This window comes from Clostridioides sp. ES-S-0048-02 (genome assembly GCF_020658495.1).
Taxonomy (GTDB): Bacteria; Bacillota; Clostridia; order Peptostreptococcales; family Peptostreptococcaceae; genus Clostridioides.
In genome coordinates this window covers 34,664-49,018 of sequence record NZ_JACVWH010000019.1, presented here as the reverse complement: position 1 = coordinate 49,018, position 14,355 = coordinate 34,664, and the positions used below count along the sequence as shown (strand labels likewise).

At 29.0% G+C, this 14,355-nt stretch carries 17 protein-coding genes and 1 pseudogene; 6 read left to right on the top strand and 12 right to left on the bottom strand.

Annotation, left to right across the window (positions count from 1 at the left end; genetic code table 11):
• Positions 1–21: 21 nt before the first annotated feature.
• A complete protein-coding gene (locus IC173_RS17300) occupies positions 22–672 on the top strand; it encodes a hypothetical protein (RefSeq protein ID WP_227855980.1) in 651 nt (216 codons plus the stop codon).
• A gap of 54 nt (positions 673–726) precedes the next feature.
• Here the strand turns inward: IC173_RS17300 and IC173_RS17295 are convergent, their stop codons facing one another.
• From IC173_RS17295 to IC173_RS17285, 3 genes are all read right to left on the bottom strand, one after another.
• On the bottom strand, positions 727–939 hold the full coding sequence (locus IC173_RS17295; protein WP_227855979.1) for a hypothetical protein: 213 nt from the start codon (positions 937–939) through the stop codon (positions 727–729).
• A gap of 72 nt (positions 940–1,011) precedes the next feature.
• Positions 1,012–1,320 carry a hypothetical protein gene (locus tag IC173_RS17290; protein ID WP_227855978.1) on the bottom strand — a complete coding sequence of 103 codons (309 nt, stop codon included), beginning with the start codon at positions 1,318–1,320 and terminating at the stop codon, positions 1,012–1,014.
• Positions 1,321–1,406: 86 nt separating this feature from the next.
• Positions 1,407–1,640 carry a hypothetical protein gene (locus IC173_RS17285; protein ID WP_227855977.1) on the bottom strand — a complete coding sequence of 78 codons (234 nt, stop codon included), beginning with the start codon at positions 1,638–1,640 and terminating at the stop codon, positions 1,407–1,409.
• Between the two features lie 147 nt (positions 1,641–1,787).
• Here IC173_RS17285 and IC173_RS17280 point away from each other — a divergent pair, with 147 nt between their 5' ends.
• Positions 1,788–2,087: a hypothetical protein gene (locus tag IC173_RS17280; RefSeq protein WP_227855976.1), complete on the top strand. Its 300-nt coding sequence runs from the start codon at positions 1,788–1,790 to the stop codon at positions 2,085–2,087.
• Positions 2,088–2,090: 3 nt separating this feature from the next.
• Here the strand turns inward: IC173_RS17280 and IC173_RS20795 are convergent, their stop codons facing one another.
• The 4 genes and pseudogenes from IC173_RS20795 to IC173_RS17265 all read right to left on the bottom strand — a co-directional run.
• Positions 2,091–2,216: a hypothetical protein gene (locus IC173_RS20795; protein ID WP_255613433.1), complete on the bottom strand. Its 126-nt coding sequence runs from the start codon at positions 2,214–2,216 to the stop codon at positions 2,091–2,093.
• Positions 2,217–2,232: 16 nt separating this feature from the next.
• Positions 2,233–2,940: a Fic family protein gene (locus IC173_RS17275; RefSeq protein WP_255613432.1), complete on the bottom strand. Its 708-nt coding sequence runs from the start codon at positions 2,938–2,940 to the stop codon at positions 2,233–2,235.
• A 229-nt stretch (positions 2,941–3,169) separates the two neighbouring features.
• Positions 3,170–3,448: a hypothetical protein gene (locus tag IC173_RS17270; protein WP_227855975.1), complete on the bottom strand. Its 279-nt coding sequence runs from the start codon at positions 3,446–3,448 to the stop codon at positions 3,170–3,172.
• 73 nt (positions 3,449–3,521) lie between these two features.
• Positions 3,522–4,302, bottom strand: a pseudogene (locus tag IC173_RS17265) (RNA-guided endonuclease TnpB family protein); the annotation flags it as partial.
• Positions 4,303–4,956: 654 nt separating this feature from the next.
• Here IC173_RS17265 and IC173_RS17260 point away from each other — a divergent pair.
• The 3 genes from IC173_RS17260 (at position 4,957) to IC173_RS17250 (ending at position 6,617) form a co-directional block, all read left to right on the top strand.
• Positions 4,957–5,871 carry a ParM/StbA family protein gene (locus IC173_RS17260; RefSeq protein ID WP_227845815.1) on the top strand — a complete coding sequence of 305 codons (915 nt, stop codon included), beginning with the start codon at positions 4,957–4,959 and terminating at the stop codon, positions 5,869–5,871.
• A gap of 12 nt (positions 5,872–5,883) precedes the next feature.
• A complete protein-coding gene (locus tag IC173_RS17255; protein WP_227845814.1) occupies positions 5,884–6,153 on the top strand; it encodes a hypothetical protein in 270 nt (89 codons plus the stop codon).
• Between the two features lie 152 nt (positions 6,154–6,305).
• Positions 6,306–6,617, top strand: a complete 312-nt coding sequence (locus tag IC173_RS17250) for a hypothetical protein (protein WP_227845813.1) — start codon at positions 6,306–6,308, stop codon at positions 6,615–6,617.
• Between the two features lie 91 nt (positions 6,618–6,708).
• Here IC173_RS17250 and IC173_RS17245 read toward each other — a convergent pair whose 3' ends face one another.
• Positions 6,709–7,029: a hypothetical protein gene (locus tag IC173_RS17245; protein ID WP_227855974.1), complete on the bottom strand. Its 321-nt coding sequence runs from the start codon at positions 7,027–7,029 to the stop codon at positions 6,709–6,711.
• A gap of 134 nt (positions 7,030–7,163) precedes the next feature.
• Here IC173_RS17245 and IC173_RS17240 point away from each other — a divergent pair, with 134 nt between their 5' ends.
• Positions 7,164–7,340: a hypothetical protein gene (locus IC173_RS17240; RefSeq protein WP_227855973.1), complete on the top strand. Its 177-nt coding sequence runs from the start codon at positions 7,164–7,166 to the stop codon at positions 7,338–7,340.
• A 159-nt stretch (positions 7,341–7,499) separates the two neighbouring features.
• Here IC173_RS17240 and IC173_RS17235 read toward each other — a convergent pair whose 3' ends face one another.
• The 4 genes from IC173_RS17235 to IC173_RS17220 are packed head-to-tail and all read right to left on the bottom strand — an operon-like array spanning position 7,500 to position 13,994.
• Entirely contained in the window at positions 7,500–9,116 is a 1,617-nt protein-coding gene (locus tag IC173_RS17235; RefSeq protein WP_227855972.1) for a type I restriction-modification system subunit M, read from the bottom strand.
• A gap of 18 nt (positions 9,117–9,134) precedes the next feature.
• Positions 9,135–10,349: a restriction endonuclease subunit S gene (locus tag IC173_RS17230; RefSeq protein WP_227855971.1), complete on the bottom strand. Its 1,215-nt coding sequence runs from the start codon at positions 10,347–10,349 to the stop codon at positions 9,135–9,137.
• A 4-nt stretch (positions 10,350–10,353) separates the two neighbouring features.
• Positions 10,354–13,410 (bottom strand): type I restriction endonuclease subunit R, EcoR124 family, encoded by a 3,057-nt coding sequence (locus tag IC173_RS17225; RefSeq protein ID WP_227855970.1) that lies wholly within the window; start codon positions 13,408–13,410, stop codon positions 10,354–10,356.
• A complete protein-coding gene (locus IC173_RS17220) occupies positions 13,407–13,994 on the bottom strand; it encodes a restriction endonuclease subunit S (RefSeq protein ID WP_227855969.1) in 588 nt (195 codons plus the stop codon). The genes IC173_RS17225 and IC173_RS17220 overlap by 4 nt, the downstream gene beginning before the upstream one ends.
• Positions 13,995–14,355: the final 361 nt, after the last annotated feature.

Here is a 14,355-nt window from a genome sequence, read left to right as displayed (position 1 = left end):
AATAGAAAAGGATAGGTAATTATGTATTGTAAAAATTGTAACTTACACTATGATGATAAATTTGAAATATGCCCTAATTGTAATCAACATTTAAATTTCGATGATGAAGAAATGAAACAAAAAAAAATAAGAGAAAAAATAGAAGAAGTCAAGCTAAGAAGGAAATTTAAAAAGGCAAACTATTTAATGGTTATATCAATTTTTACAATAGTTATACATGAGATAATAAGCATATTTGTGCAAATGAAAATTCAAAACTATTATGATACATCTTCTAGGTTTCTTCCATTTCTTATTACACTATGTGTTTATCTTGCTTTTTTAAAGAGATCAGAGGAAAAACACACATTTAAAAAAAATTTGTGTTTTATGTTATTTATGATTATAATTTCTATAATTGTAACTATGTTTATATCAGTACCACTTGCAAATAATGTTATATTTAAAGGAGATTATTTATATAATGAATATTGGATTTTATATGGAATAGGATTATTTTTAATCTTAATAGAAGGGGGATTTTTAATTTTTGATGATAGTTATCATATTGCATATAGTAAACGAAAAATAGATTATAAAGCCACTATATATATTTTAGTTATGGGATTAGTAATTATTTTTATTATAGTCCTAATTAATTCATTTAATTATATAATGGAGATATTTAGATAAAAATAGAAATATCTTGTTATGTCATATAGCTCAAGACATTTCTATTTTTTTATCTTAATGTTTTTCTAGAAAATTTTTATATGTATTTTCAATATTATATTTAGCGGAAAATTTTCCTTTTCTAATCATTAATTCATCATTTTTCATAAGACATATTATACATACTATTCTTTTAAATTTAGATATAAAAGATTTATTTTTAACAGAAACTGTGTCCACCAGTACGATTGTAAATATGGTAGTGCCAATAGTAACCTGGTTTGCCACCACCTGCTAATTTAGCTATTTTAAATGCTCCAGCTTGTGTTGTTGACCAAACATCATTATTACTACTTTTCTTTAATCTTCCTGTTGCCCCAGCTGTTCTAAATCATCTCCTATAAATAATTCATCTCTTTTAAACTTCTTACTATATCTTATAGCAGCTTGATAATGTTGTGGTTTTTTCTTTCTCAATGTTGATGCTACTTCAGTAGCTAAAACATATGTCACTCCTAAAATAACTACAGTCGCTGAAGCTGCTATTAATGCAGATATTAACGCACTTCCTAATATTATTGGAAGTCCTATTACTACATATGTACTTGCTTCACTATCAGATAAATTTATCAATTCTTCTATATTATAATTTTCTCCTTCAAAATTCATTTCTCCAGATACTTCAAAATCTTCATTTATATCTATTTTAAAATTTGATTCCTTTGGAACTTCTCTCTTTTCAATTTCTTCAACTTTTAAATTAACATCATTTGTAGCTTTATTCCATGTATAGTAGTTTTTGTGCCATCTAAAATAGCGTATGTTTTACCTTCTTTATCAGTATTTTCCAAGAGTTTTAGCTCATCGGCTTGTTTTAGTATGCCATTTAATTCTAATTGATTATCAGATTTACTAGGATTTGTAAATGTATAGTTTAATGGTGTTAAAGATAAACATATTGTTAAAATTAACGATAAAAACCTTCTCATAATTAGCTTCTCCCTCTTATTTTTTTATTTTTACTTTAATAAATTTAGATACGATTGTAGAATAACATATTTTGGAAATAGATTGCAAGTATGATTGTTATTTTTTTACCATACATGTTATAATTATTTAAAAAGGAGATTTTAATTATGATTATAAAAGTGAGTTTTGGTGGAGATTCTAGCTCTGATTATATATATGTTCCCAGTGAAATTAATTTAAAAAAATATGAAATTAGAGATGAGTTTTATAATTGGATTTACAATACAGAAGATAACCATCCTTTTTGGTATTATGAAAATGGTATTCAAATTGGACTTGATTATAGAGGCGATGCTATAGTTTATTGGTTAAATAACTATATTTTAAATAATACTAATGACAAATCAAAGCTAGTTGAGAGTTTTTCAAATAAAAAGTTAGATTATGATTTGATTATAAATTTTTAAAGTTTAGTTTATATTAACTAAGTTGTCTACTGCATCATATAATTTAAAACTAAATCTATCTTCTTTATCATTATAAATAAAATCACCTATAGGTAGATCTTTAAACATTAGTGTATATTTGTCTAACACAATCATTTCTCCTTGATTAAAAATTCCATAAAGCTTTATTTTTTTCTTTATAATCATCTAAACTTTCAAAGTATTGTTCTAAAGGTTTATAATATCCATTAGAACAACTTTTTAAAGCCTGTCTATAATCATCTACAGTATCACTCAATACTATTATTAACTTTAAATTATTTTCAAGTATTTGTTTAAGTAATATAAATCTTCCTATTCGCCCATTCCCATCTTGAAATGGATGAATAGATTCAAATCTAAAATGAAATTCTGCTAAATCCTCTAATGTAATATCTTTCAAATTATTATACCACTCAATAAGTTCTAACATCTTTGGCTCTACTTCAAATGGTTGTGCTAATATAGTATCAGTTCCTAGTATTCTATTTGGTATTTTCTTATATATACCAGATAATCCCATATTATGCATACTTGAATTATACATCAATTGACCATTCAAATCTTTTATATACTTTTCTGTCAATGTTTCTCCTAATGTATCTATTATAGTTGCAAATACATAACTTGAATTTACTGTTGTTATGATATCATCCAAAGTATGGTCACCCTTTACTATATTATGTTCTATTAAATCATCTAAACTATCACTAGTGAATGTACTTCCTTCGATTTTGTTTGAGTGGAATAAAAAATTATGTCTCAAATCTTTATATAGTGAGTTTGGTATACTTTTAGTATATTTTAGATTTTTTATAAATTTATCTTCAATCAAATATGTTCATCTCCATTCATTTGTTTAATTCTGTTATAATACTAATCTTAACAAAAAGTATTAACTTTTACACCACCTTTTAAACTTTATTTATTAATAATGATGCTTAATTGAGAAAAGAATAATTATATTACTCTCTTCTCAATCATTTAACTATAATGTAAATCCCTTAAACTTACCATCTGTAGCCCACTATAAGCATATATTATTGATATCTTTTAATAGCATATCATAAGGTTACGATACTATCTATATAAGTATTAACACAATTACTTAAATCAACTTCACTACCTAATATTAAATACCAATCTCCCATACAAACTAGATAGAAATAATATTTATTATTATCTTTTATATATGCAATTGAGCTTCCATCACTTAGAAATATATTGATGTTTCCATTGTTATTTAACTTGTTAACCACATATATATTATTTGATGACTTATCATGCTTGATGAACCTGCCATGACTAAAGTCACAGGGTTCCTGCTCCATAGAATTTTGCATACTAAAATATGTCTTACCAATTCTCCACAGGCTATCCACGTAGTTCCTACAGTTCTTACATAAGTTATCTATTTTATACTGTTATTAGTATTAATCCTTCTTTTAGTATATCTATACTTGCATTTATATCTCTATCGTGAGTTACATTACAACAAGGACAAATCCATTCTCTTATATTTAAATTCTTAATTGCCTCGTTTTTGTAACCACATTTATTACATATTTGTGAACTTGCAAAGAATTTGTCTACCATACCAATTAGCATTGTATTCTAATTGACGAACAAATTATGACCATGACACATCAGAAATAAAACGAGATAGTTTACGATTTCTAGTCATATTCTTTACTTGTAAATCTTCTATGCAAATAATATCATTCTCTTTGTAATTTAGCAAGTTTGTTTAATGACTTCTGAAGATACTTAGGATTTTCTATAAATTGTCCACAACTTGAGATACAAAATTCTTTAATTCCTAAATCTAAACCTAACTTATTATTAGTACTTTCAAATGCTTCAATATTTATATCAGTACAGCATAATGATACATAATATTTACCACTTGGCTCCCTAGAACAGTAGCATTAAGTATTCTCCCTTGATGTACTTGTTTATCCCTTGCTTTAACCATACCAAGTTTAAGTAATTTTATATATTGACCATAATACATAATATTTCCATTTGTAAAGTTCGTTCTATATGAAAATCTATTAGTTTTCTTTGATTTAAATTTAGGAAATCCTGCATTTTCTTTAAAGAATTTTTTATATGCGTTTTCTAAATCTTTTAAGATGTTTTGTAGTGAAAATTTGTCAGGTTCTTTAAGCCACTCTAATTCTTTTTTTAAAAGGGTAGGTAAGTAAGGTAAAATAGGGTAGGGGGTATTTTTAGGAAAGTAATAAGATTGTCAGCAAAAAATTGGTAGTAGTCCTTTCATTTCAACATCTCAGAGTATTTCAAAGTTTTACAGACGACTTTACAGACGAAATAGACGTACATTATCCATACTAAATGAGATATGACAGTGCTAATTTCTGAACAAATCTAACTTCAAATTTGAATTTCAATAAGCAAAATACTATATAAAAAGGTCTGCATTATTTATCATAGAAAAATACAAAACTCATCAATAGTAACTTGGATATATTATGCCTATATAACAATGGTATTTGTAAATTGATTAATAGAAATTGTCTGTAAACTTTTAAAAGTTATAATATCTCTAGAAACGGATACTTTACGCTGAAAATAATTATGAAAATTAACTTTGCAGACAAATATATAGTGAATAGGAATTAAATTAAAATTCATTTAAATTTAAACTAATAGAATTACAAAAGAACTTTATAATTTAAATTTAAGGTAATTTTAGTTTAAATATAGTTTGTATATAAACTTAAAAATAAAAATGTCATTTATAGTTGGAATTTAGTTTAAAATTAATGTAAATATGAATTAATAATATGTTATAATGTAATAAGAAAATATATACTTAGGAGGAATGAAAATGGAAGAAAATTACCAAATAATTGGACTAGATATAGGAAGAGGATATGTAAAAGGATATAGCAAATATAATGGGATGGTTAAAGAATGTTTATTTAAATCTGTATTTGGAGATGGAAGAAATATAGATTTTGAAAAGTATACAGATCCAATATATATAGATTTTGAAAGTGTAAGTTACTTTGTTGGTTCATTAGCAGAAAAAGAAAGTATAACACCTATTAGAAACTCTGATGATTCTAAAGTATCTTTTACAATGAGAATATTAGTTGCCGCTGCTCTTAATGAAATAGCTGTAGCTGATGAAGTAAAACTAATGATGGGTGTTCCTTATAAGTCATTTAGAAAAGCTACACTTAAAGAAGTAGTAGATACATATAAAGGTAAAACTTTTAAAGTTAAGGATAAAATAAAAGGTGGATATAAAGAAATAAAGATATCTGACATATCAATATTCAGAGAAGGTGATGCCGCTCTATTTCATACACTAGAAGGTAAAGTTAATGAAGATAAAGCTGTTGGTATGGTCTCTATAGGATTTAGAAGTACAGAAATGTCTTTCTTTGAGAAAGGATTCGTATTCAATGATAAGCTATCTGACACACTAGAGGCTGGGAATCAGGATGCTTTAACAATGGTTCAGAAGCAATTAAAAGATAGAGGTATAATGAGAGAACTTAATGAAATAGACAGTTCTAATGACTATGATGAACTTAAAAAAGTATCTTATATAATGTCATCTGAAAGTACTGCTCAAAGAATTGCCTCTAAGTGGAAGAATATTGATGAGATGGATGTATATGTATCTGGTGGAACTGCACTACATATGACATTTGACAATAGATTTAAAGTATCTAAGGATGCTCAAATGGCAACAGCTAAAGGATTATTTGAAGTTGGAATGGAACAATTCTAGGAGTGATATAATATGAAAAAATCATCTAGTTTTTATTTAGAAGAAGATATATTTGATGAAATAGAAGATTATCAAAATGCAAAGAAGATAAGCAGTAGAAATACAGCACTAGAAAGAATAATATTAGAATGGAAAAATTTACAAGAAGAAAATAGGTTGTTAAAACAATGTATGGGTAATGGAAATCTTGTAGAAAAAGAAATGACTGTTACTGAAGAGAAAAAAGATGTAAAAAAAGAAAATCCAATTATTAAAAATATATTTAATAACATGCCAGACTAATAAGGAAATATTTACTCAAGAAAATGTGGGTAGATATTTTTAAATTATAATTGATATTATAAAAAAATTTGAAATGGGAATGAATATTTAAAAAAATAAAAGTGCTAGATTCAATAATGGGAGGAGGTAAATCTAGCTAGGCTATACAGGAAATGAATAAGAGTTTTAAGAATAACAGAAGTTTTCTTTATGCTACACCATACTTAGAGGAGTGTAAAAGAATCAGAAAAGAAGTAAAAAACAGGAATATGATAGAACCAAATGAAAAATTAGGAGGAGGAAGTAAGTTCAAACATCTAAGACAATTGATTAATGAAGGTGAGAATATATGTTGTTCTCATAGATTATTAAAATATGCAGATAAAGAATTGATAGATTCTCTAAGGTATAATAATTATATTTTAATATTAGATGAAGTAATGAATGTTGTAGAACTTCAAGAAATTGACTCTAAAGATAAATAATACATTAAAAGATTAGGTTTGATTTCTGTAAATGAAGAAAAGAGAGTTATATGGACTGGTGACGATGACTATAAAGGAAAATTCAAAGATATTAAATTGCTTGCAGAAAATGAAAATCTATAGATGTAATTTCTGTTCCAAACTGCTTGAAAACCACTAAAATCTTATTGGAGTTAAAATTCAATAATTTTTCTTTTAAATCTGAATGTAATTGTATACTCAAAATTAAGTTATCCCAAATCTTATCATCTTCCTCAAAGAACTCTTGAAAATCTTTTTTTACATCTTCTACCTGCTCTGAGTATTCCATATGATCTGTAATATGTTTAAATAATAATTTATTACTTTGTACCTTTGACATGATAAATTTTTCCAGTCTATCCTCAAATCTAAAACAAAATTTTTTAATCATAAATCTGTATTTCCTCCCCTTTTTATTAATTTAATAGTAATAATTTTTCACGATAAAATGCAAGTTTTTTACATATTTTTTCACTGTGAAGGGAAAAATATTAGAAATAAAATTTTATAAAGGTGGTTTACATAATGATTAAAATAGCAAATTGTAATTTATTAAATGAAGAAGCTCAAAAGGTTTATGATGAATATGATATGGCAAATTTTATATTTAAAAATACGGTAAATGAAATTTTTAAGAAGGTAGATTTTGACTATAATAGAAAATATGTATTGGAAAGTATTGATGAAATTCAGGTAAGTTAAAAAAAATTAAAGAATTTAATAGAAGATGCGATGGTTAATGATGATAATGAATAAATGAAAAATAAACATATACTCAAATATACCCTATAAAGTAAGACTTTTTTAATTATCTACTTTATAGGGTATATTTTTAACCTATTTAGATCTTTTCTAACACTATTATTTACCTAATAAACTCATAAATTTACTCAATTCATCTTGTGCCTCATCAGTTGTCCCATTCAATTCATTTAAAAGCCCAAATAAGCTATTATATGAGTTTTCAATTTCTTCTTTGACCTCTGTTAACTCCTTAGCCACATGTGAAAGTGGAATAACTTCTTCTTCTTCAAAAGTATCAACGTAACGCGGAATATTCAAATTATAATCATTTTCTTTAATTTCAGCTAAAAATGCCTTATGAGAGTATTTTTCAACAGTTTCACGGTTACGATAGGTATCGATAATTTTGTTGATATTTTCATCTGTTAGTTTGTTTTGATTCTTGCCTTTTTCGAACTCATTTGAAGCATCTATAAATAAAACATCTGTATTTGCTCGTGCTTCACGTCCTTTAAATACCAACACACATGTTGGAATACTTGTCCCATAGAACAGGTTAGCAGGCAATCCAATAACAGCATCTAACAAATTGTTATCAATGATATTTTTACGTATTTTACCTTCAGATGCACCACGGAATAGTACTCCATGAGGCAAAACAATAGCCATTGTCCCAGCTTTGTCTAAATGGTACAGTCCATGAAGAATAAATGCATAATCTGCTTTTGATGCTGGTGCTACTCCATACCCCTTGAAGCGTGTATCTTTTTCACGATCAATGTCTTTTGTATTCCAATTTTGAGAATATGGAGGATTGGCTACCACCGCATCAAACTTTAACGGAATTTGTGTACCATCTTTTTCAGCAAATGGCCAGTCAGCATCAAGTGTATCTGCACGTTTTAACTCCATATTACGGTAATTTACTCCATGCATCATCAAGTTCATACGAGCCAAATTATAAGTCGTTGTATTTAATTCTTGACCATAAAACCCAACACTTCCTTCTTCATCTCCATATGGTAATTCTTTTTGAACCGTTAAAAGTAGTGAACCAGATCCCATTGTAGGGTCATACACACGAAATTGATTACCAGACCTGTTAGCATCAACCGTAACAATTCTTGCTAAAATCTGACTTACTTCATGAGGTGTATAAAATTCCCCACCTTTTTTCCCAGCATTAGCAGCAAACTGACCAATTAAATACTCGTAAACATCTCCTAAAATATCACGTCCTGAATCATCTTTAAAAGTGAATTCGTTAATCATCACAACAATATCATTTAAAGCCTTTGCACGTTCATTTGTGCTTGAACCTAGACGAGTATCCCCAAGGTTAACATCTGAGAATACGTTAGCAAAGTCTTCTGCTGCAACTGCATTACGTTTTGCATTGGTATTAAATGAATCAAACATATCTTGGAAATCACTTGCTTTAATTTTGTGATTCTCAATTTTTGATACAATTTTGTTCCATGTGTAGGCTGGATCAATTGCATATCCGATTCCTTTACTGATTTCTTCAAGATAATCTTCTTTTTCAACGTCATCTGTCACTTCATAAAACTCTTCCAGACCATTAGCCTTTAAATATTCGTCTTGATTTTCTGATAAGTAGCGATAGAACATAAATGGTAAAATATAGTTTTTATACTCACTTGCATCCATTGTTCCACGTAATTTGTTAGCCATTTCCCATAACTTTGAGGTAATATCTTTTGCATTACTCATTTATCTAATCTCCTTTTCTTATATAAACATTTGTTGAAGCATTGATTTTTTTAAATCTTTAAGTGAATCTAATTCACGCTGGTGAAGAATAATAAGGTTATCTAATTCTTTGAAGTAGCCACCAATTTTAGCTTGCTCATCAAAACTTGGAACTAAAACATGGAACTCGGAAAATTTTGAAATCCAATGTCGTTCATGGCTTTGTGGAATATATTTAATGTTCTTCAGAGTGTTGAAGACGAAATAAAAATCTTCATCACTAGATTTCAAACTAAGCAACTTCATCGCTGAACTCTTTACTTTGAAAGGGAAATTAACATAGTGCGAGCCCGTTGTGAAATCATCAAAAATGATAACTGGATTTTCGTTACTTGCTTCTTTGATGTTATCTTCTTCATTCGTATATCCTAAGATAAAACTTTGACCTGCTGTCAAAACAGGTGTTTCAAAACTATCATCATAGTCAGTTGATTTGACAATATATTTTGTTGGCTGCTCATATTTAAGTAAATCTCCCAATTTACGCTGTTCCCAAACATTCCTAAACCCTGAAAATCGAATTTCAGGTACATTTCGTCCACCTTTTGGAAACATTTTTTGAAGCATATTCTTTTTACTCACCTTCAGCAATTCTAATTTACGTTGATGAAGGATGATAATATTGTCGACTATCTCAAAAAAGTTTCCAATTTTAATTTGTTCTTTAATTGAAGGACTTGGAATAGGCATTTCACGAAATACAGAATCTTTTATAGCAAACCTATCTGCTCGTGCACCGGAATCTCCATTTAATTTCATAAATTTATGCCAACTATTGGATATAAAGTATTTTTCCAAATATGTTTTGTCAACACCGTGTGGACGGAACACATAATAAAGAGGAGACATTACACCACTTCTTTCTAACTTGTTTCGATTAATTGGCCCTACTGGTGCAAAGTTGGAAATTCTTGGATTATAGACAAAGTCATCTGGCCTAACGATATAATACCCATCTAAATTTTTTTCATTTGATATATCTTTATCAAAAAAATCACGTTGACTTATAATTCCACGTTCAGCTGAATTCGTTAGAGTTTCAGAATACATATTATTTTTATTCTTCTCAGTTACCTTTTCAGAAATTTCCCCCAACTTACGTTGTTCCCAAGTATCTGTAAATCCTGCGAATCTAATATGAGGTGATTTTGTTATTTTTTGGTTCCCTCCTTGTAGCCTACATAATTTTATCACTGGATTATTCTCCTTTCTTAATTTCATCAGCCATTTTGTAAAACGCCTTACGAAATTCAATACGATATCGTACCCATGTTAATTTTGCAATTTCTTCAACTGCAATTTGTTTATAATCAACTTTTGCGTCATTCATAATTGCTGTTAATTCACCTTGTTTATCCATATCCTCTTGACCCAAATGGTGTTTTTTAATTAAGTTTTCAAGTTCCTTAGGTTTAGTGCTATTATCAAGTCCCCAAGTACGTATAAAATTAGTTACAAGTTGAATATTACTTTCTATTTGAACTCTATCCATAGCTCTATTCATCTTTTCAACATCTCTAGGTGCTGGGTAACTATCAAACTTAAATTCTTTTGTGAAAATCTTATCTACAAAGCTTCGTATCTTTGTTTTTTCTTTTTCATTGTCTGACTTTGCAATTTCAATATGGATTTCATCTCGTGTTTTTTCAGCTTTATCCATATCGCTCCTATGCACTTCATCAGCCATACGAGCGATTAACTCAATCAGATAATCATAGTTAATTGTAACATCGTGGATATGAATCATAGATAGGTTAACTTGTGATATATCTATGTCTTCTTGCTTAGCGCGGCGCTCTTTTAACTCTCCAGCAATTACAGTTGTAAGAATAACTTCTTGTTCTTCTGTAATACCTAGGCGTTCATAAAACTCTTCAGGATTGTCATATGCAGATATAGGATTTTTATCATCATCTTCAGTATATTGTTTTAACTGACTAAGCAATCGATTATATTCTTTTAAACTTTCAAAAACTTCATCTTGCGCATTTTCACTTGGTGGCAATTGCACAAAATTATCTGTGAGATTAGATAGTTTCTTAATAACTTCTTGCATTTCACCTTGTACCTTACTGAATGGTTTAGAAATAATCCCCGCTTCTTCATTACCTTCCTTCAGATCTCCTAGTGAGAGTTGTTCATCTGCAGATGCACGATTTGAATAAATTGCAAAGGCTTTATTCATTTCATACTCATTTTGCTCTGGCCAACGATAATTAACAACATTTCCCCAAGGTTTATCAATAAGGTTATGCATTCTATTAGTTCGTGAGTATGCCTGAATTAAATTTCCGCCCTTAAGTGTTCGATCAATGTAGAGCGTATTCAACTCTGGAGCATCAAAACCAGTTAATAGTTGATCAACAACAATAACTAAATCTAAATATTTACCATCATCAGATGTCTTATTTAAACGTCGTGCTAAGTCTTCTGTGTAGGCTTTTACAGTAGTCATATCAAAAGCGGTCCCAAACATCTCATTATAGGCCTTAATTGCTCTATGCAAGTTCTCGTTTGTTTTAAGTTGATTAATACCGTTAGAAGTATCTGCTGAAAAACTCACTGCAACTTTTAAGCGTTGATCTACTGGAAGCTTAGCATTTTCTTCTGTAAACTTATCAAAGTATTCCATTGCTCTTGGTGTACTTGCTTTGTTACCACTAACATGGACAGTAAACAAGGCATTATACTTTCCGTTATTTGAACGTTTTTTCCAGTTTTCGAAAATATCCTTAACTACTAAATCAACATGTTGTGGACTGTTGTCGTAAACACTACCACGAATATTATCGTCTATATCATCTTCTGTTGGATTTTCTGGGGCATCAATGGTTTCCTTAAATTCCACATTAAATCCTAGAACATTTTTATCAGCTATAGCTTCTTTTATCGTATAAGCATGCAAAATTTCGCCAAATATTTCTCGTGTTTCAGGGAATTTAGGTGTCCCAGTATAACCAACCCAAGCTGAATTAGGAATAGCCTTTCGGATTGATTCTAGCATCCCCTCATTATCAGTACCATCACCAGTTGAACGATGTGCTTCATCTACGATAAAAAGAATATTTTCATTAATCTGATCAAAGTTTTCTCTCGTTACATAACGCGACATCTTTTGAATACTTGTAACTATAATGTTCTTATCACTTTTTTTGGTTAATTTACGATGAAGATCTGATATATTTGCTGTGTCACTTACTACACCTGTTTTCCCCTCAAATCCCGCAACTGGATCATAGGCTTTATATGCATCAGCTGTTTGGTTAGTAAGTGCAATACGGTCAACCAAGAAGACAACTTTACCGACATTAGCTAACCGACTCGCAAGCCAAGCTGTCTTAAAACTTGTGATTGTCTTTCCTGAACCTGTAGTGTGCCAAATATATCCTAGTTTACCATCATCATATTTGAAGTCAAATTTTCTAACTTTATCTAGCACACGCTTTGTTGCGTAAACTTGATATGGGCGCATAACTTTAATACCTTCTTTATTTTTAGTTCCATCAAGTATCATGTAACGAGTTGCCATGTCATGAGCCATTGGAATTGATAATACTTTATCTGCAAAGGTCTTCCATGAACGAACTGGTCTAGCATCCTCCTCATTTTGCCAGTTAAATGCAAAAGCACGGTTAAAACTTTTGAGTGGAGTATTTGCCAAATAACGAATATCATATGGAGTCATGGCAATTAATATCTGTAAGGTTGAAAATATACCGCTGTATTGTTTTTCAGCTATATACTGCTCCATTTGGTTCAATGACTCTGTTGTGCTATGCAGTGCTTTCTTTAATTCAATTTGAATAATTGGCAAACCATTAATCAGTAATGTCACATCAAATCTACGATTAGGTTTCCCATCAATAACTTTTGGTCGTTTAATTTGATTTACCACTTGATAAACAGTGTTGCCACCACCTACTTGTGCTTGATCAAATACTGTCAGAAATACGTGGTTACCATTATCAAGATCAACTTCAATTTCAGAAACACCATTAACACCGTACAAAAATTGTCCTGCCTTGTAAGGTGAGTCTATACTAGTTATGATTTTTTTCACCTGATTAAATTCAGTAACAGACAAAGGCTCCTCTAAACGAGCACGATTATTTTGTTCTAAGATTATTTTGAAATTCTCCCATAGCTGCTTGGTTGTTTTAATATCCTTTTTGTATTCCCATTGTTTGACTCCACCAATTTTAGTTAAATAATCAATAACTTCCATTTCAAATTCTAATTCAGATTGATTTTTCATTTAATCATCCTCTCTTTTAATGTTCCTTCTATAATTGAGTTCGTAAATTGTTCAATCAAGTCGGAGTATTTGTTTAACTTACTTTGTAGTTTTATTGTTTCAATATAAATTTTGCCTATATTCTTCTGTTCCTCAAGCGGAACTATTGGAATAGTAATATCACCAAGAGCACGAAGTGGAATTTTAAGAACTGACCCCATCCCTTGTAACTCTCTTTCCTTTTGCCTCTTTACATCTTTATACACGTTAAACATGAAAAGAAAGTACCTCTTATCAAGTTGTTTGTTATTAATTTCTACCTTTGTAAAGTTGATAGGTAATACTTTTCCAACATTATTTTTACCGACCATTGTTGCAAGCTGTAATGAGTTATTTATAACAACATCACCTTCATTTAATGATAGGTCATTTATCAATAAGAGTTTTATATCATTTTCAACATATACTTCTATATGTTTATAATCAGCTTCGAAAGACTGCTGGTCATAATAATTTACTTCTTCAAGTCCAAACTGTTTTTGTGCTCTTGTCTGATTTATACCAGGAACGAATGTTACAAATTCTTTTATTGCTCTTCTCTTCAAGTTAATCACTTCCTAAGCTTTAATCGAATTTTTCGAAATATTTCTATATTTCATATTAAAACATTTTAATTTCCTTACGTCAAGTATTTTTTGAAATATAATTTTATTTCATAGCATAATTATATTATAGGCTATTCTTCAATATTTCATCTTGTTTAACCCTTCTACAAGATGAAAAAGAAGAGGCAATCAAAGATTATGACAAAAGAGAAGTAATATATAATAACTTATATAATGCCTGTATCTATATAGAAAAACAAAAATCACAACTTGAAGATGATTATTTAGCTAACATATGCAATGGTATAAAGATTATAAACAGTAAAAATATTGAATTATATAGAAATGAAATAAATATAGT